Source organism: Campylobacter sp. CNRCH_2014_0184h, from assembly GCF_025772985.1.
Lineage (GTDB): Bacteria > Campylobacterota > Campylobacteria > Campylobacterales > Campylobacteraceae > Campylobacter_D.
Genome location: NZ_JAKMTB010000002.1, coordinates 1 through 17,740 on the forward strand (window position 1 = coordinate 1; position 17,740 = coordinate 17,740).

Here is a 17,740-nt window from a genome sequence, read left to right on the forward strand (position 1 = left end):
TATTTGTATATATTTGTAACATTTGTTACTAATATTTTAATAATATGGACAGAATATTAATATTTTATTTATAAATTTTTCCTTAAAAATAATTTAAGATAAAAGTTATCTTAAATACTTTAAACATAACAATATTAATACTTTCAATAAAAATTATTGCAAAAATTTAATCTTATTTTCTAAAATACTTTTTGGGGTAAGTCCGATGAATTTTTCATTTATTTTGCCTTTTTCATCATAAAAAACTATCACAGGCACACCATAAATTCCACCCACAGCTTTAGATAAAAATGAGCTTGCTTTGGCTTCATATAAAAGTGGCAAATCTAGCTTTTTTTCCAAAAGAATTTTTTGAGCTTCTTCTTTTGAATTAGCTCCATTTAGCACCGCTAAAATAGGAAAATTTCTTTCTTTATAAAGCTCGTTTAACATAGGAATTTGTGCATTACATGCACCACAATCTTGCGTGAAAAAAAATAAAGCATACGCTTGATTTGCATTTTGTGTTTTTAAGGTTTGTTCAAAACCATCATATTTAAAAGTATAGTTTTGATTTGAATTTAGGGTTTGAAATTCATTATTTGAGCATGCACTAAAGAAAAAAACACTTATTAAAGCCAAGAAGCAATAGAAGCTTTTAGTTGCGACCATGGTTTTTCTCCTATAATTTTATCTTGCACAACTCCATCTTTAATGACAAAAGTAGTTGGCACTGCAAAAACGCTAAATCTTTGCCATGAGATATCTAAATCATCTTGCAAAAATATAATATTTTTGTAATCATATCTTGTAGCAAATTCTTCAAAATCCTTACCTTTATCTATAGAATCAAGCGCTAGAATAGTCATTTTTTTAGGGTATTCGTTAGCTAGTTTTTCCAAAAGTGGTAAGTCTTTTAAACAAGATGCACAACCTTGCTCCACAAAAGTTAAAACGATAAGATTATCAAAATCAGCTAGTTTGATTTTCCCACCTTCTAAATTTTTAGCTGCGATTTCTGGTGCTTTTAGACCTATTTTACCACCATTTTTATTGTTGTTTTCAAAACAAGCACTTAAAAAAACTAAACATAAACAAGCTAAAATTATACTTTTAATTTTCACTTTTCATCACTCCATGGCTTAAAATGATAGTTCTATCAGCAAAGGTTGCTAAGTCTGGATTGTGAGTGATTAAAACTATGGTTTTACCATCTTGTTTTAATTTACAAAAAAGTTCTAGAATGTTTTTTTCATTTGCCTCATCTAAATTTCCAGTTGGCTCATCTGCTAATAAAATTTCAGGATCATTCACTAAAGCTCTTGCTATACATAGTCTTTGTTGTTCCCCGCCACTTAGTTGGCTTGGTAAATGCGTAAGTCTGTGTGAAAGCCCTACTTTTTCTAGCGCCATTATAGCGTCTTTTTGCTCTATACTTGAGTGATAAAACTGAGCTAGCATGACATTTTCTAAAGCATTTAAATAAGGTATTAAATGAAATTGTTGAAAAATTAAGCCTATTTTTTCTCTTCTAATCACGCTTTTTTCTTCTTCACTTAAATTTCCAACTTCTTTATCATCTAAAAAATACCCCCCACTACTTTGAGTATCCATCAAAGAAAGTATATTTAAAAGCGTTGATTTACCTGAACCTGATGGACCCATGATAGCTAGCCATTCACCTTGCTTTACTTCTAGGTTGATATTTTGCAAAGCTTTAACTTCATTAAAATTACGATTTAAATTTGAAATTTTTATAATATTTTTCATCACTCACCCTTTAAATTTTCACAAACATTGATTTTTAAAGCTTTTTTTAGCGGCAAAATACTTGCAAAAAATGCAAATACCAAAGAAACAAGCACCGCAAAAAATACCGAAAGCAACCTAAAATCTATACTTGCATTAAAAATCAAATACCCAAAAATATTTGCCAAAAAATATCCACAAAAAGCACCAAGCAAACTCGCACTTAAACTTAAAATAAATACTTCAGCTCCAAAGAGCTTGATGATTTCTTTATGCTTAGCTCCTAGTGCAAGGTGCAAGGCTATTTCTTTTTTTCTTGAAAAAATCACCGCACTAAGAGTGGTATTTACACTCAAAGAACTAATGAGTAAAATCGTTAAGCTAATCAAAGCCATTAAAGCTTTGATCTTTTCTAAAATCACTCCTTCGCTAATGGACACTGAAGCTATGACTTTAGCTTCTACATTGCCCTTGCTAAGCTCTTTTGCTTTTTGATCTAAACTTTCATAATCACCTAGCAAAATAGCTTGAGCATAATTTATCACTTCTTTAGCTGCTAACTCTTGAGCTTTTTTTAAAGAAATGATTAAAACCCCATCTTGCTCATCATTGCTTCTTAAAATAGCTTTGATTTTTACTTTGACTATTTTAGATATATTTGGATTATAAATTTGTAATTCTTGTCCTATTTTAAGCTCTAATTGTTTAGCTAAATCAGCTCCCACAAAGGCACTATCTTCGCTAAAATCGCTCAAAGAAAAACTTCCTTTTAAAACTTCCATAAAAGGTTTGGTAAGCTTTAAATTTGCAAAATCAACCCCAACAACTACCGCACTTGAGCTTTCAAGATTATAAAAACCATATAAAAATGGGGTTAAAGCTTTTGCCTTCAAGCTTTCTTTAACTTGATTAAATTCATCCATGCTTAAAAACTCATCATCTTTTGGCGTGATGATAAAATTAGCTCCATAAGCTTTTAATTCTTTAGATAATTTTGTGTCAATATCAAAATAAATATTAAAAAATGAAGCACTAACCATAGCACCCATAAACACAGCTATAAAAATAATACAAACTCTTTTATAAGAAAAAATAAGAGATTTAAAAACCTCTTGCATAAAAAAATTATTTCCCATATAAAACCTCTGAAGTAGAAAGTTTAGAAATTCCTTTGATAGAAAACAAACATCCTAAAAATACTATAAACACTGCAAAAAATAAACAAATTGGTAAAATAATCCAAGATATAGCAATAGCATGATCAAATATACTTAGAGCAATAACTTCTGAAACTCCCACGCCAAAAGCAAAACCAAAAACTGCTCCAACTAAAGCTACCACAACCCCTTCTAGTGCAAAAATCATATAAATTTGCAAAGTGCTAGCACCCAAAGCTTTTAAAAGTCCTATTTCGCTTTTTCTTCTAAAAATATCTGCACTCATTAAAGACGATATAGCTATAGAAGCTACGATTAAACATATAATACTAACTACTGCCATTAAAGATTGAATTTTAGACACTATTAAACTTTCTGCATCTGAAATCGCACTCACTACTTTTGTGCTAGCACCTTTAAAATCTTCTGCGATTTGATAAGCAATAGAACTTACATAAGCAGTACAATACCACTGATCATACTCAAGCTGATCAAGACTATCTACATCGCGTCTTGCTTTTTGTGCTAAATCATTTTCAGGTATAGTCAAAGCTGAAACTTCTGCTTTAGCAAATAAACCTTCCTTTTTAGAAAGCTTTTGTGCTAAAAGTAAAGAAGTAATGATTTTATTTGAAAAGGCTTGAGTTAAGTCTATAATACCAACAATTTTCACTTTAAAAAATTGTTCATTTTGCACAAGGGTGATTTCATCATCTATTTTTAAATCATACTTTTGTGCTAAATCTATTCCTAGCATTATTTCATCTAAACTATCATCTTTTGGGTAGCTTCCTTTGATTTGACTATATTTGTATAATTCTTTAATACCCGCATAAAAATCATCATCATCTTGAATCTTTATAGCCTTATCAAAATAAGTTCCTACTAAAGAGATATTTTCATAATTTGCATTTAGAGTTTGAATTTTTACTTGGGTATCTAAAAATGGTGCAAAGGCATTAATATTATTTCTCCAAAAAATTTCTTTTATAGTATGAAGCTTGTTTTCTTCTAAAAAATTTTGATTTTTCAAAGGCTCATAGATTTTATTACCCACTTCTACACTTAAACTTGCACCTTTAGGTAAAACCAAAATGTTTGACCCATAACTTCTTAATTCTTTTGTGATTTCATTACCTATACCCAAAGTAAGATTTAACATAGTAGCCATAAGTAAAGTAGCTAAAAAAATCGTTAACAAAGCTAGAGATTTTTGAATTTTATTTTGAAAAATGGAATTTTTTACAATCTTAACTTGCATAGTCATTTCCTAGTAAATTATGAATTCTATATTTTGAAGTCTTATTCATATCGATGTATTTTAAAGGATCGTTTTTAAACTCTTCATAGTTTTTTTCATTAGCAAAAAAATATGTTCTACCTTTATAAACATAAGATCTTGGTGCTTTTAAATTAATTAATTCAGTATGATCAATAGGATCATAAACTTTCTTTTCTACTACTTGAGTGAAAAAATTAACCCCATCTAAAATTTCTGAAAAAGGTATAATAACCTTACCATTTTCAAATTTATACTTCATAGGGATAGGATTACACCCACCTGCTTTACCTACACTTGGTAAGAAAATTCTAACGTTACATGAGATACAAATTAATTCTCCACCTTTTTTAACATACCCCATATCCCCACATATACTACAAGCATCAAAAACAGCTACCGGTGAGTCTTTATCTTCTCTTTTGTTAATTAAAAAAAATCTTACCACTTTACCCTCATCGCTAATATAAGCAAAGCGATGTAAGTTATTATCTCTTAAAATCGCTACATCAAAAACAAATTCATTATTTTCATTTGGCTCTACATAGGTTGGCTCGTCTATGGTTACCGGTCTTGAAGCATGCAAGTCATAAAAGAGAAAAATACAAAGACTTAAAATCATAGCACTAAAAATACTTGCGCTAAAGCTAGTTATAGTTGAATTTTTTGCTTGATTTTTTCTAAATTCTATATCAAAATCTTTTTTCTTGGTGTTTTCACTCACTCTTTGCTTTAGAGCTAAAACAACACAAAGTCCTAACAACACAAACCATACATAAGTATAAAATTTAGCATAATACACACTTTTTGCCACATAGCTTAAATACAAGCTTTCTGTTTCTACCACGCCTTCTCTCATAAGGTACAATAAAATTTGAGCTAAAGCTTCATTTAGATAAAAAATCGCGATAATAAATAAAAATAAATTTAAAAACTTGAATTTAAATTCTCTTAGCCATCTTGTAAAAAGATAAACCCCAAAACACATAATAAAAGCAAGCAAAATAAGTCCAAAAGAGCTAATCGCTAAAGAATCTAAAAAATTAGTGCTTAATATAGGAAAATCAATAGAAATATGTAAGTATTTTATACCAAAAGCAAAAGATAATAAAAAAAGCAATATTGCTTGAATTTTTTCTTTTAAAAAATTATTTTTCATAAAAGAAAAAATGATAACACCCAAAAACAATAAAACAAATAAAATATCATTAGAAAAATACAACAAATCATAATTTAGTGTTTTAGCGCTAATAAAAAAAGCAAAATAAGAAAAAACAAAACCTACAAAAGCAAGTTTAAACACTAAAGAATTTTTTAAATTATAAAAAAATAAAGCACTCAAAAGCGCATAAGAAAAAAATACTCCAAAAAAATGTATAAAATAAATCGACATAGGCTCTTCTTTGATAGAATTTATTTATAAAATCAATAATTTCATAAATAAACCCTAGCAAAAGCTAGGGAAAAATCACTTAGGTTTTCCTGTGTATTTGAAGTTATATTTAACTGAAAATGGCTCAAACCACTTGCCAACACCTGTTTCTTTATCAACATGGCGTCCAAAACCTTGTTTTTCTGGACTTTCTATTAAAAATACTAACTCGTAATTTCCTATGCCTGTATCCATTTTTAAATTCGCACCATAGTGAGGGCCATCATCTGCTACCATAGGCATAAGGGTTCCTGTTTTTACTTTACCATTATCTAAATTTGTAAGCTTATAAGCTATAGTTAAATAAGGGATCCAAAAGCCTTCTGGAAAGCCGTTTTTATTGCCCTTTAATGCATGGATATCTGCTTCAAGGTGAATATCTGCTAAACTTGCTGCAAGATCAATGCCTCTTGGCTCCATTTCGATTGGCTGTAAATAAACCGCTGCTATTTCCATACCATTTAACTCATAAGGATCGCCAATTGGCACCTCTGCTGCAAAAACTGAACTAGCTAAAATACTAGCTGCTGCGCCTAAACTTAATAAAGTTTTTTTCATATTTTTTCCCTTTTATTTGAAATTTGTTTTGTTATAAAAATACCCATAATGAGTAAGATTAAAACCATAAACTGAGGTATGATGCTCTCATAATAAGGATAAATTCCAAGCCATAAAATTCCTTCAAAATCAAAAGGAAGTAAGCTTGGGGTGATAACCTTAGCTTCTATGAGCTCACCAACACCTTTGCCCGTAAAGACAAAGACCATATAAAAAATAATGTATGAAGTTATATAAAAAAATTGTTTTACTGGTATTTTTAAAGCACCAGCTTTTAATAAATAATAAAGTATGACAAGTATAATTAATCCACTAGCTAATCCTATAAATATAAAACTATAATCTGTGCTTGTTTTTGCATCAAATAATAAAGCCTGATAAAAAAGAATAGTTTCAGCACCTTCTCTATATACAGCTAAAAATACACTAAACCATAAGGTTTTTGCTGAATTATTTGATATAGCTTCAACTGCTTGAGTTTTTATATGATTTGCCCATTTTTTATTTTGTGCATTTGATAAAAGCCAAAAACCCACATAAAACAATAATGCGACAGCCACAAGCATAGTAATGCCTTCTAGCAACTCTCTGCTTTGCCCTGCTTGTTCTTTAAAAATCCATGAAATAAAAAATGCTGTTACAAAACTTAAAAATACCCCACTCCAAAGTGCTGAATATACTATATTTAAACGCTTTTTATTACCACTTTGAACTAGGTATGAAACTATAGCTACAATAATAATTAAAGCCTCCAAGCCCTCTCTTAAGATAATACCCAAAGCCCATATAAATAAAGACATAGGTGAGGATTCTTGAATTTTATCTAAAGAGCCTTCCACTAAGGCACTAAGCTCGTCAAAATTTTGTTTTAATTCTTCTTTAGAAGCACTTGCTTTAATAAGCGCAACGCCTTTTGAAAAATAACTTTCTATTTTTAATTTTAAAGCACTATCAATAGCGCCAATTTTACTTTCCATACCACTTGCTTCAAAAATATCTAAATACACATTTTGCAAAGCATCTATACTATTTAAACTAAATCCCTCATAATTTTGTAAAATATCATTAAGAGCAATTTTCATATCATCATACACTTTAGTATAGTTTTTAGTACTCATAGCACTTTCATCAAAGCCTTTAACTTGAAGCAAAGCCAATTCTTCTTTAGGTAAAGCTAAAAACGCTTCATATAATAAATCTGATATGTTTGAAATTTCATCCCTAATAGTTTTTTCATCTAAAGTATTAGCATTGATTTTTCTTATAATAGTTCTAAGTTTAGTTTGAATTTTTTTATCCACTCCTGCCTTAGTATATCTTGCCACTAAAACTTCTACTTTTGAGTTTCTATAGTCTTCAAACAATGCTGATTGAATCAAATCTTTAGCTTTTTGATAGTCTTTATTTACAAAAGCTAATGCAGCCTGATCAAGCTTTGAAATCATAGAATCCATTAAAAATTGCAACCTTGCATCCAAAGCCGAAGCTTCTTGTAAAGCTAGCAATGCTTCATCTTTTTGAGCGTCTTGCTCTTGAGCAATCAAACTTTGAGTTGAGTTTTGTGAAGTTTGTTCTTTAACATTCTCTCCAAGCAAAGCAGCAAACATCGCTTCAGCTTGTGCTTGGCGTTCTTTTTCTGCTTTTAAAGATGAGTTTTCAGCTGCTTTTTTATCATAATTTACATCACTAGCTTCAGCTTTAAGCTGGAAGCCTTTTTCTAAAATAGGAACTATTTCATCTAAATCAAAATACAAACTACTAATCAAAGCTTCTATTTTAGAAAAATCTTCTTTATCTTTATATAACTTTCTTAAATTAACAAATTTACGCTCCATAACAATGGCTTTTCTACCAACATTACGTCCAATAGAGCCTTCCATGGTTTCAAAATGCTGAAAGTATGCATCTTCTGCTTTTTTCTTTGCTTCTAAATTTTTATTTTCTTTGTATAAAATCATACTTTCATTTAAAATTTGTTTGATTGCTTGGGCTTCTTTTTGATAATCAATCTCTCTAGCATAAACAATAGTACAAAATAAAAAAATTATCAACAAGCTTATTTTTTTAAACACTATTTTACTCCGAAATGATATTCATTTTTAAAATCATAGTCGCAAGTATAGTACTAGCTTTCTTAAATTTAGATAAACATTATCATTATTTATTTCATAATAAATCAGATAAAAATACTACAAAATGCTACTTTTAGCTACAAAATAAGCTAAAAAATTATTATTTTTAAGAGTATTGTTTATTTTTTATTTGTTTTAATCATAAAAATAAGTTTTTCTTTGCTAATATATGGTGGTTTTAAAAAATTCAAGGAGTTTTTGTGCTAGTAATTGCCCATGAAAAACCAAGCAAGCTCAAAAAAATGTTAAAAAATTTAGGTTTTTGGGTGATTATAGGAATAATAGCTGGTATTAGCCTTGGTTTATTAGATAAAGAACTTGCACTAGCTAGTAAAATCGGGGTAGATTATTTTATACAAGCTTTAAAATTTTTAATAGGACCTATTATATTTTTAACCATTGTTTTAGGAGTTGTTAGCCTTGAAAGTCTAAAGCAAGTTGGAAGTATAGGTGCTAAAGCCTTGCTTTACTTTGAAGTAGTGAGTACTTTTGCTTTAGCTATTGGTATTTTTATGGCAAATATTATGGGGCCTGGGAAAGGAATGAATCTTGATCCAAGCACCTTAGATAAAGATAGTGTAGCTCAATTTGTCAATAACAATATAGAAATAAGCGCACAAAATGAAATTTTACATATTTTAAAAGACGCCATACCTACTGATATCATCGCTGCTTTTAGCGAGGGAAAAACCTTGCAAATCTTAGTTATAGCCCTAGCTTGTGCTTTTATTATTTCGCTTATGAGAATTGATGAGAGAAAAGCTATACAAAAAACCTTAGAAATAATGCAAAGTTTTGTTTTTAAAATCCTAGAAATCATTATGTATTTTTCTCCTATTGCTGCTTTTTCTGCGATGGCATTTTTAGTAGCAAAATATGGGCTTGATTCTTTATTAAATTTAGGATATTTGCTTATTGTTATGCTACTTGCTTCTTTGCTCTTTATCTTTGGAGTTTTAGGAATTATTTGTTTTATTGCTAAAGTTAATATTTTTAAATTTATGCGTTTTATTTCAAGAGAAGTTTTGATAGTTTTTGCTACAAGCTCTAGCGAATCAGCATTAGCTCCACTTATGAGAAAGCTTGAAAAAGCAGGAATTTCAAAAGCCACCGTGGGTTTAGTATTGCCAACTGGATATAGTTTTAATCTTGATTGTACTAATATTTATTTGGCTATGAGTTTGATTTTCCTTGCACAAGCTTTTAATGTAGAACTTTCTTTAACGCATGAAATTAGCATTTTAATCGTACTAATGATAGCTTCAAAAGGTGCTGTTGGTGTAACTGGTTCAGGTTTTATCATACTAGGAAGCACACTTGCAGCTTTATCTAATATGCATATAGTAGAAGCTAACAATGGCTTAGGAGCAAGTTTAGGCGAGGTTTTACCCGTAGCTGCTATTTCTATACTTTTGGGTGTGGATAAGTTTATGTCTGAAATTCGTGCAGTAGGAAATTTATGCGGTAATAGCGTAGCAGCTTTAATCGTAGCTATTTGGGATAAACAGATAGACTGGGAAAAGTTTCGCTACGCTCTTGATAATCCTAAAGAATTTACAAACGCAGGTTTTGATTAAAAAACCTCTTTTTGTATTTTTTCTACATATTTTTCTCTTAGCTTTTGGGTATAAAAGCCTACTTTACCATCATTAATCACCTTACTATCTGCTTTTATAACACCTAAAATCAAAAAAGTAGCCGCAGAAATAAATACCTCATCAGCCTCATATACTTCTTTCATACTAAAAGCTCTTTGATCTACTTTAAGATCAAGTTCTTTGGCAAATTTCAAGATATTTTTACGGCGAATTCCTGGTAAGATTTCATTAGAAAATGGCTTAGTAATTAAAGTTTTATCTTTTATAATAAAAGCTGAACTACTAGAAGCTTCTGTTACTAAAGCATTTTCTACCATAAATGCTTCAAAAACCTTAGCTTTTATAGCTTCTTCTTTTGCAAGACATTGAGCTAATAAAGAAATAGATTTTATATCCCTTCTTTTCCATCTTAAATCAGCTGTTGAAATAACACTCACCCCGTTTTTAGCACACTCATGCTCAATCACCTTACATTCAAAAGCAAAAGCCATAATAGTAGGTTTTAGTCCCTTTAAAAGAGCAAAATTTCTACTAGCAACCCCTCTAGTAACTTGCATATAAAGCCCGCCTTCTTTAAGAGAGTTTTTAATGATTAATTGCTCTAAAATATTTTCAAATTCTTCTTTTGTATAAGGAATTTGTAGTTCAATTTGAGCCAAACTACGCTCAAAACGCTCCCAAAATTCTTCTTTGTCAGCTATTTTTGCATTTACCACAGGAACTACTTCATAAATTCCATCTCCAAAGATAAAACCTCTATCAAAAACACTCACTTTAGCTTCACTAGCTTTTACAAACTCATCATTTAAAAACACCACTTCCATTTCTTGCATAAGTCCTCCTTTTAATCAAATAAATCAACAATATCTTTTGGCAAATCAAGCTGATTAGAATAATAAAAATACTTAGCTAAAACTAAAATTCCTATATAAAATTCTATCTTTTCATCCAAAAATTGCTCTATGTAAGCATGGGCATTTTGAATGATTTCTTTTGCTCTATGCGGATTAATTAAATAATAATCAAGCAAAGCTTCTACATTTTCATAATCATCATCAATCAAAGCAAAGTGCTCATTTGGAACTAGCTTTCCTTCCATAAACCAAGTTTCATAGCGCATTTTTGGTGCCAAAACTAAAGAATTTGTTCTCATCGCCCACTTTAAGTTGCTTGCTACATCATTGCCTTCTAAAGAAAGTAAAAATTTAAACTGAGTTTGATAGGCTCTACTGATTTTAAAATTTAAATTTTTAATCCATTTTTCGGCTTGAATTTTTCTACCACCAACATGAGCAATATCACAACGAGGATTATCAAAATACTTTTCAAAAAATTTAATACGATGAGGTTGATAAATTGCGCCTCTAAAAAAAAGCAAATCTTCTTTATCTTCAAATTGGTTTTTATCTTGTATAAAATCAAAATGTCTGTTTTTGTCTAATTTTAAAATGATATTATTAAAACCATTTTCAACCGGTCTTGATTTAGCTATACTTGGATATTTAAGATTATAACTAATATCCCCAAAACCTTTAACCCATAAAAAATCATCATCAAAATACTTACTGATTGCATAAGCATCGTAAGCATAAGAAGTTTTTTTAAAAGGAAATTTTCCTATTTTTTCATAATTTTCAAATTTTTTTATATCAAAAAAATCATTTTGCAGATTATAATAATTTAAACGAGTAATAATATTATCTATATTTTTTGATTTTAAAATTTCTTTTAAAATATTTTGCAATTGATTTTGATAAATTTTTCTAGGTATAAAACTTTTAGCTATGCCTTTTACATTCATCATAAATCTAGAATCTGCCATTTTTCTTCCATTTTGATATTAAAATAATATAAATTTTAACACAAGAATTCATTTACAAGACTTAAAAATTTAGTTTAATTAAAAACAAAAATGTTAAAATCACAAAAATCACATACTAATTGGGTAAAAAATGAAAATACAAGAATTTATTTTAAACTTTATTTTTAAAGTTTCAAATCAACCTGTTAATTTAAAAGATTTATTAGAAGCAAACGCCTTACTTAATGAAGGCATGATGGTAGATCCCGCAAAATTAAATTTTAAATTTAAGGTGTTTAATTCTTATCTTATTTATGCATTTTTTTGCATAGCTATTTTAGTTCCTATGCTTATCATTAGTCATTATTTTTTAACAATTATTGATTTTCATATTAGTATTTTAAGCGCTGTTTTTGTAACCGCTTGTGTTTTTATTGGCTATGATATTTTTAAAATTTACACTAGAAAAGTAATAAGCAAAAGATTATTAAAAAAAGCTTGGGCTTTGCATTTTCCATATTTTGCTTATGAAAAATATTCAAAAATAGCAGAAAATATTTATAACCAAGCCATTAAAGAAGAAATCCCAAAAAACCAACTCGAGCAATATGTTTTAGAAAAAATCATTCAAACACAAGATTAATCTAAAAAGTCTAAAACTTGATTTTGAAAATATAGCGCCTCAAGCTGTCTTTGAAGCTCTTTGTTTTCCTCATCTAAAACAAGTTCTTGCGATCTTAAATCCGCTATATCTCTACTTACATAATAAATTTGATTTCTAATATAAATTTGTGGGAAAAATATCAATAAAGCAAATGCTATCATCAAACCTGCATATATTAAATTTTTAGGACTTAAATTTTTATTCTCCTCACTTACTATACTATCTAAAAGCTCATATTTATCTTCTTGATTATACTCTTGGTTTTCTTCAAGTCTTACTTTTTCTTCTAAAATTTTTTGTTCTTGTTTGGCTAGTTTTTCTTTTTCTTTTAATTCCTCTTGAGCTTTTCTTAGTTTTTCTTGTTCGATTTTTTTTTGCTCTTTTAGTTCTTGTTTGAGTTTAGCTTTTTCTTTTCTTTTTTCTTTTAAATCTTGAAATTTTGAAGTGACAAAAACATTGCTTTGAGTAAGAATTTTAGATATTTGAAGAGAATCTTTATTTTCTTGTTTTTTTTCTATTTTTCTTACTTCTTGAGTTGATTTGCTACTTTTAAGCGTTTTAGAATTTGCAATATTTTTTTTATCGAATTTTTCTTTTTGCTTTTTGAAAAAATTAAGTTGTAATTTAAAAGGCTTTTTTTCTTCTAATTTAACATTAATCAAATCTTCTTTTAAATAAATGGCAGATTGCTTCTTAGGTTTTTCTTCATATTCTTCATCAAAATCTGTAAATTTAGGTCTTTTTTTACGTTGTATTCTATTTTTTAGTATACGATCACTCTCATTAAAATTTTGCTCATATTCTTCATAAGGCCTACCTTCTTTAATAGCCCTGGAATATTTCAACATTTTTTCACGTATATTTTGCTTTTCTTTTAAAAAATCATCTTCAACCATTATTTACCTAAAATAAAAAATTCTCATTTTTGCACAACTTGATCTGCTATTATAGCTTATTTCTTCTTTGGAGGCACTTATGGCTTTTTTACTTAAAATTTTCCCAAGACTATGATTTTTGCCACATTCACATTTTATGGCTCTTTCATCACAAATGCAGTCTTTTTCCCATCTTTTAAAAGTATTTTTTACTATCCTATCTTCTAAAGAATGAAAGCTAATAATAGCTAATTTACAATCTTTTAATTTTGCTTTTTCTATGTTTTTAAGCAAGGATTTTAATTCGCCAAGCTCATTATTTACTTCTATGCGTAAAGCTTGAAATACAAGTAAAGCTAAAGACACATTGCGTCCTTTTAGCTTAGCATTTCCTATGATTTGACTTAATTCTTTTGCGCTTGTAATCTCTTTTTGACTTCTTGCATTGATGATTTTTTGAGCAAGCATTGAAGCAACCGGTGTTAAATCTCCATAGTCTTTAAAAATTTGCTCCAAGGCTTCCTTGCTGTAAGAATTTACCACTTCTTTAGCGCTTAAAGGATTATTTTGATCCATTCTCATATCTAAAAAATCAGAATTTAGTGAAAAACCTCTATCATTTTTGTCAAGCTGCAAAGAAGATACACCGATATCAGCTAAAATTCCTCTTAGGTTTTGCGTTGGAATTTGAGTTAAAATGTCTTTAAAACCTATATGATTAAAACTTATCCTATCTTGAAATTTTTTTAAAAAATCTTTAGAAAAATTTAAAGCTTCTAAATCTTTATCACAAGCAATTAATCTTAGTTTCTCATGAGCTTGCAATAACGCCTTAGAATGCCCTCCATAACCCAAAGTGCAATCTAAAAAATCTCCACTATCAAAATCATCAAAAGCGTCTAAAACTTCTTGCAGTAAAACAGGAATATGTGGACTTTGCAAAATAAACCTTTAAAATATTTTTTAGTATAATATCTTAGTTAAGTTTAAAACAAGGTTTTTAATGAATAAAGAAAATATCATTTCTCAAATCAGAATACTTTCTACTTCAATGTTTAAAAAAAATTTTTTTGGAATTTGCCACGGATCAGTTTCAGCAAAACTATCTCAAAGTTCTTTTATTATAAATAAAAATGACACTTTTTTAAATCAACTAGATGAAAAAAGTTTAAGTATTTTAAAATTTGCAAAAGATTATAGCTGGGATGAGGCAAGTAGCGATAGTGAAATCCATAAAAGTATATATGAGAACATACCTGAAGCCAAATTTATATGTTTTGCCTGCCCAACCTATACCTTATCTATGAGTTTAAATCATGATTTTATAACACCTCAAGATTATTTTGGTGAAATTTTTCTAGAAGAAATTCGAGTTTATAATCCTAAAAATTATGAAGATTGGGAGGATAGATCACAAACTGAAATTTATCGTTATATGTTAGAACAAAAACAAAATTTTGTTGTTGTAAAGGGCTATGGTATATTTGCCTATGGTAGAACAAGTTATGAATTAGGTAAAATTATAGATTTAATTGAAAATTCTTGCAAAATTATCCATTTAGCGGAAACAAATTTATCATAATAATTTAAAATTAATCTTTTATTAATCACAAATTATTTATAATTTATAGTTTAATTTATTTAATCAGATTGGGGTAAAAATGCTCACTTGGATGCAGCATCATAAAAAATACTTAGTTGTAACTATTTGGATTAGCGTTATTGCTTTTGTTGGAGCAGGTTTTGTTGGTTGGGGGAGTTATGATTTTAACACCGATAGATCTAGTTCTGTTGCAAAGGTAGGCGATGAAAAAATAAGTTATGATGAGTTTAATCTTAAATATTCTCAATTATTTGGCTATTATTCTCAGCTAAACAATGACAATTACACACAAGAACAAGCACAAAAAGATGGCTTAGATACCCAAGCTATTAATGAACTTATACAAGAAAAACTACTACTTTCTTATGCTAAAACCTTGGGTTTAAATGTGAGCGAGGAAGAAATTGCTTATGATTTAGCACATCAAAAAATCTTTCATAATGCTTCAGGTGTTTTTGACAAAAATTTATACTATAATCTGCTTGCAAGAAACAACTATACACCAAAAACTTATGAAAAAATCATTCACGATGAGTTATTACTTAAAAAAATCAATGCTATTTTAAATTTACAAATCAAACCAAATGAACTTGATATGTTTGGCGCAAGTTTTTTAATGCAAGATAGTTTAAAAGTTCAAGCCATAAAACTTGATAATAAAAACATAACAATGGATGAAAAAGAGTTAAAACAAACTTGGGGGAAAAATAAAGAGCTTTATAAGACGCAAAAAAGTTACGAGCTTGCAACTTATTTTTTAAACCCTGATATAATCAAAATTGATGACAAAGAAATCCAAGCTTACTATGAAGAAAATAAAAATGATTATAAAGATTTTGCAGGAAAAATTCTAGGTCTAGAACAAAGCAAAGATAAAGTTATAAAAGATTTAAAACTTTCTAAACTTAAACTTAAAGCCAATGAAAGCTATGTGGCTTTGAGAAAGAACGAGCTTAGTTTTGATAAAAATATCACAATCAGCGATGCTGATATTTATTATCCTTTAGAAAATATACAAAAAGCTAAAGAAAATGATTTTATTAAGCCTTTTAAATTTGAAAACGGCTATATGATTGCAAAAATTATAAAAATAAATCCTATACAAACTATGACTTTTGAGCAAGCTAAAAACGAAGTAAGTAAACTTTACATTAAAGAAAAAACTAAAGCCTTATTAAAAGAAAAAGCAAAACTCGCCCTAGATAATTTCCAAGGTATAGACATAGGTACTTATAGCCGTGACTCAAGCAAAAATGCAAAAGTGGGTAATATGATGGATGATACTGAATTTAGTGAGTTTTTAATGCATGTATTTGACTCAAACAAAGCTAAATCTTATGTATTATTTGATGATAAAGCAATAGTTTATGAGATCACAAAACAAACTTTAGAAAATAAAAACAAAGAAGAAATTTACAAATTTATCATAGAGCAAAGCGCTAAACAAACTAAACAAGCTTTACTTAAGGAAGAATTATTAAAAAAACTTATAGAATTATATCCAATTCAACGCTATTATAAAGGAAATACAAATTGAATATTTTAGGAATTGATTTAGGCTCAATACAAACTTGCGCCATATTAGCACAAAAAAGCGAAGAAGGACTAAAAGTCATTGGTTTTGGAAAATCAAAATCAAATGGTATAAAAAAAGGAGCAATTACTAATATAGAACTTGCTTCGAAATCTATAGAAGAAGCAGTAGCTGATGCACAAATGATGTCAGGCGTGCATTATGATAAAGTAATTGTATCTATTTCAGGTGCTTATGCAAAAAGTGTAGATAGTATAGGTGTAGTTAATATACCAAATCATGAAATAGGAATTAAAGAAATTCACAGAGCAGTAAGCACAGCAAAGCATACTGCAAATATACCTAGTGGATATGAAATCATTCATGTATTACCTTATAATTTTAAAGTAAATGATCTTGAACATGTAGAAGATCCTTTGGGAATGAGTGGAAATCGCCTTGAAGTTTCTACGCATATTGTAATCTCGCAAGAAGTGCATATTAAAAATCTAAAAAAAGCCGTGGAGCTTGCTGATCTTAGAGTAGATAATATCGTTCTTTCAGGCTATGCTTCTTCTATTGCTTGCTTTGATGATAGTGAAAAAGAATTAGGTGCTATTTTAATCGATATGGGTGGAGCAGTTTGCGATATGGTCATTCATGCGGGTAATTCTATACGCTACAATGAATGCTTGCAAATTGGCTCAGTAAATATCACCAATGATTTATCCATAGCTTTACATACCCCACCAAAAGAAGCAGAAAAACTAAAATTAAATTATGCATCTTTAGCGCAAAATGAAAACTCAATTATACAAATTCCATACATGGGTGATGAAAAAAGAAAAAATGAAGTTTCAGTAGAAGTCATATCCAATGTAATTTATGCAAGAATTGAAGAAACTATTATTATTTTAGCTAAAATGCTAAGCGATAATGCTTGTGCAAATCAAGCAGGAGCAGGTATAGTATTAACAGGTGGAATGACAAAATTTGCAGGACTTGACAAGCTTGCTTCAGCTTATTTTGATAATAAAGCTGTTAGAATAGCGACTGCAAAAAAAGATACTATGGATGGTTTTAAAGAAATTTTTGAAGATGCAGAAAATAGCTGTGCTATAGGTCTTTGTTTATATGGTGGTGGGCATTTTACTCCTTATGAATTAGATTCTAATGAGAAACTAAGATACAAAGGAGAGCCTGAATTTATCAATAAACAAATCAAACAAAATCTTACCATAGATGAAAATGAAGAAGAAAATAAAGATTTTGAAGAAATTTTTCAAGATCAAAAAGAATTTGAAGATGAAAAAACAGAATTAGCAAAAATAGAAACAAAGAAAGATAAAAAAACGAATTTAATGCATAAATTTTGGAATAAATTAATAAACCAGTTCTAA

At 28.9% G+C, this 17,740-nt stretch carries 17 protein-coding genes; 5 read left to right on the forward strand and 12 right to left on the reverse strand.

The features are described 5' to 3' along the window. Positions 1-153 precede the first annotated feature (153 nt). The 8 genes from L8X36_RS02050 to L8X36_RS02085 form a co-directional block, all read right to left on the reverse strand. Positions 154-651 (reverse strand): TlpA disulfide reductase family protein, encoded by a 498-nt coding sequence (locus tag L8X36_RS02050; RefSeq protein ID WP_318530085.1) that lies wholly within the window; start codon positions 649-651, stop codon positions 154-156. Next, a complete protein-coding gene (locus L8X36_RS02055) occupies positions 612-1,103 on the reverse strand; it encodes a TlpA family protein disulfide reductase (protein ID WP_263682319.1) in 492 nt (163 codons plus the stop codon). The genes L8X36_RS02050 and L8X36_RS02055 overlap by 40 nt, the downstream gene beginning before the upstream one ends. After that, a complete protein-coding gene (locus L8X36_RS02060; RefSeq protein ID WP_263682320.1) occupies positions 1,093-1,749 on the reverse strand; it encodes an ABC transporter ATP-binding protein in 657 nt (218 codons plus the stop codon). The genes L8X36_RS02055 and L8X36_RS02060 overlap by 11 nt, the downstream gene beginning before the upstream one ends. Continuing rightward, positions 1,749-2,864 carry an ABC transporter permease gene (locus L8X36_RS02065; protein ID WP_263682321.1) on the reverse strand — a complete coding sequence of 372 codons (1,116 nt, stop codon included), beginning with the start codon at positions 2,862-2,864 and terminating at the stop codon, positions 1,749-1,751. The genes L8X36_RS02060 and L8X36_RS02065 overlap by 1 nt, the downstream gene beginning before the upstream one ends. Further along, positions 2,854-4,146, reverse strand: coding sequence for an ABC transporter permease (locus L8X36_RS02070; protein WP_263682322.1), 1,293 nt, complete (start codon positions 4,144-4,146; stop codon positions 2,854-2,856). Before L8X36_RS02070 ends, L8X36_RS02065 begins: the two co-directional genes overlap by 11 nt. After that, a complete protein-coding gene (locus L8X36_RS02075; RefSeq protein WP_263682323.1) occupies positions 4,136-5,557 on the reverse strand; it encodes a Fe-S-containing protein in 1,422 nt (473 codons plus the stop codon). The genes L8X36_RS02070 and L8X36_RS02075 overlap by 11 nt, the downstream gene beginning before the upstream one ends. 75 nt (positions 5,558-5,632) lie before the next feature. Continuing rightward, entirely contained in the window at positions 5,633-6,154 is a 522-nt protein-coding gene (locus L8X36_RS02080; protein ID WP_012661874.1) for a ferrirhodotorulic acid transporter, periplasmic binding protein, read from the reverse strand. Beyond that, positions 6,151-8,229, reverse strand: a complete 2,079-nt coding sequence (locus tag L8X36_RS02085) for an FTR1 family iron permease (RefSeq protein ID WP_263682507.1) — start codon at positions 8,227-8,229, stop codon at positions 6,151-6,153. The genes L8X36_RS02080 and L8X36_RS02085 overlap by 4 nt, the downstream gene beginning before the upstream one ends. A gap of 299 nt (positions 8,230-8,528) precedes the next feature. Between L8X36_RS02085 and L8X36_RS02090 the strand changes: the two genes are divergently transcribed. Next, the gene (locus tag L8X36_RS02090; protein ID WP_263682509.1) at positions 8,529-9,863 is read left to right on the forward strand and encodes a cation:dicarboxylate symporter family transporter; all 1,335 of its coding nucleotides are present in this window, start codon (positions 8,529-8,531) and stop codon (positions 9,861-9,863) included. Here L8X36_RS02090 and L8X36_RS02095 read toward each other — a convergent pair. Together L8X36_RS02095 and L8X36_RS02100 are read right to left on the reverse strand one after the other, a co-directional pair. Continuing rightward, positions 9,860-10,717 (reverse strand): D-amino acid aminotransferase, encoded by an 858-nt coding sequence (locus L8X36_RS02095; protein ID WP_263682324.1) that lies wholly within the window; start codon positions 10,715-10,717, stop codon positions 9,860-9,862. The two genes, L8X36_RS02090 and L8X36_RS02095, sit on opposite strands and share 4 nt — an antisense overlap. A gap of 11 nt (positions 10,718-10,728) precedes the next feature. Continuing rightward, positions 10,729-11,706, reverse strand: a complete 978-nt coding sequence (locus L8X36_RS02100; RefSeq protein ID WP_263682325.1) for a glycosyl transferase family 90 — start codon at positions 11,704-11,706, stop codon at positions 10,729-10,731. Positions 11,707-11,836: 130 nt separating this feature from the next. Here L8X36_RS02100 and L8X36_RS02105 point away from each other — a divergent pair, with 130 nt between their 5' ends. Beyond that, the gene (locus tag L8X36_RS02105) at positions 11,837-12,328 is read left to right on the forward strand and encodes a hypothetical protein (protein ID WP_220517091.1); all 492 of its coding nucleotides are present in this window, start codon (positions 11,837-11,839) and stop codon (positions 12,326-12,328) included. Here L8X36_RS02105 and L8X36_RS02110 read toward each other — a convergent pair. Further along, positions 12,325-13,245: a hypothetical protein gene (locus L8X36_RS02110; RefSeq protein WP_263682326.1), complete on the reverse strand. Its 921-nt coding sequence runs from the start codon at positions 13,243-13,245 to the stop codon at positions 12,325-12,327. The genes L8X36_RS02105 and L8X36_RS02110 overlap by 4 nt on opposite strands. A 3-nt stretch (positions 13,246-13,248) precedes the next feature. Next, complete coding sequence (gene rsmH / locus L8X36_RS02115; protein ID WP_263682327.1) at positions 13,249-14,166, reverse strand: 16S rRNA (cytosine(1402)-N(4))-methyltransferase RsmH; 918 nt, start codon at positions 14,164-14,166, stop codon at positions 13,249-13,251. A gap of 61 nt (positions 14,167-14,227) precedes the next feature. On the opposite strand from rsmH, the gene L8X36_RS02120 reads away from it, so the two are divergent. From L8X36_RS02120 to ftsA, 3 genes are all read left to right on the forward strand, one after another. Further along, positions 14,228-14,806 (forward strand): class II aldolase and adducin N-terminal domain-containing protein, encoded by a 579-nt coding sequence (locus L8X36_RS02120; protein WP_263682328.1) that lies wholly within the window; start codon positions 14,228-14,230, stop codon positions 14,804-14,806. Positions 14,807-14,885: 79 nt separating this feature from the next. Continuing rightward, complete coding sequence (locus L8X36_RS02125; protein WP_263682329.1) at positions 14,886-16,364, forward strand: peptidylprolyl isomerase; 1,479 nt, start codon at positions 14,886-14,888, stop codon at positions 16,362-16,364. Further along, entirely contained in the window at positions 16,361-17,740 is a 1,380-nt protein-coding gene (gene ftsA, locus L8X36_RS02130; RefSeq protein WP_263663486.1) for a cell division protein FtsA, read from the forward strand. The genes L8X36_RS02125 and ftsA overlap by 4 nt, the downstream gene beginning before the upstream one ends.

Coding starts and splice junctions, on each gene's coding strand:
- L8X36_RS02050 (WP_318530085.1), bottom strand. CDS start 651: ATGGTCGCAACTAAAAGCTTCTATTGCTTCTTGGCTTTAATAAGTGTT.
- L8X36_RS02060 (WP_263682320.1), bottom strand. CDS start 1,749: ATGAAAAATATTATAAAAATTTCAAATTTAAATCGTAATTTTAATGAA.
- L8X36_RS02065 (WP_263682321.1), bottom strand. CDS start 2,864: ATGGGAAATAATTTTTTTATGCAAGAGGTTTTTAAATCTCTTATTTTT.
- L8X36_RS02070 (WP_263682322.1), bottom strand. CDS start 4,146: ATGCAAGTTAAGATTGTAAAAAATTCCATTTTTCAAAATAAAATTCAA.
- L8X36_RS02075 (WP_263682323.1), bottom strand. CDS start 5,557: ATGTCGATTTATTTTATACATTTTTTTGGAGTATTTTTTTCTTATGCG.
- L8X36_RS02080 (WP_012661874.1), bottom strand. CDS start 6,154: ATGAAAAAAACTTTATTAAGTTTAGGCGCAGCAGCTAGTATTTTAGCT.
- L8X36_RS02090 (WP_263682509.1), top strand. CDS start 8,529: ATGTTAAAAAATTTAGGTTTTTGGGTGATTATAGGAATAATAGCTGGT.
- L8X36_RS02095 (WP_263682324.1), bottom strand. CDS start 10,717: ATGCAAGAAATGGAAGTGGTGTTTTTAAATGATGAGTTTGTAAAAGCT.
- L8X36_RS02100 (WP_263682325.1), bottom strand. CDS start 11,706: ATGGCAGATTCTAGATTTATGATGAATGTAAAAGGCATAGCTAAAAGT.
- L8X36_RS02105 (WP_220517091.1), top strand. CDS start 11,837: ATGAAAATACAAGAATTTATTTTAAACTTTATTTTTAAAGTTTCAAAT.
- L8X36_RS02110 (WP_263682326.1), bottom strand. CDS start 13,245: ATGGTTGAAGATGATTTTTTAAAAGAAAAGCAAAATATACGTGAAAAA.
- L8X36_RS02120 (WP_263682328.1), top strand. CDS start 14,228: ATGAATAAAGAAAATATCATTTCTCAAATCAGAATACTTTCTACTTCA.
- L8X36_RS02125 (WP_263682329.1), top strand. CDS start 14,886: ATGCTCACTTGGATGCAGCATCATAAAAAATACTTAGTTGTAACTATT.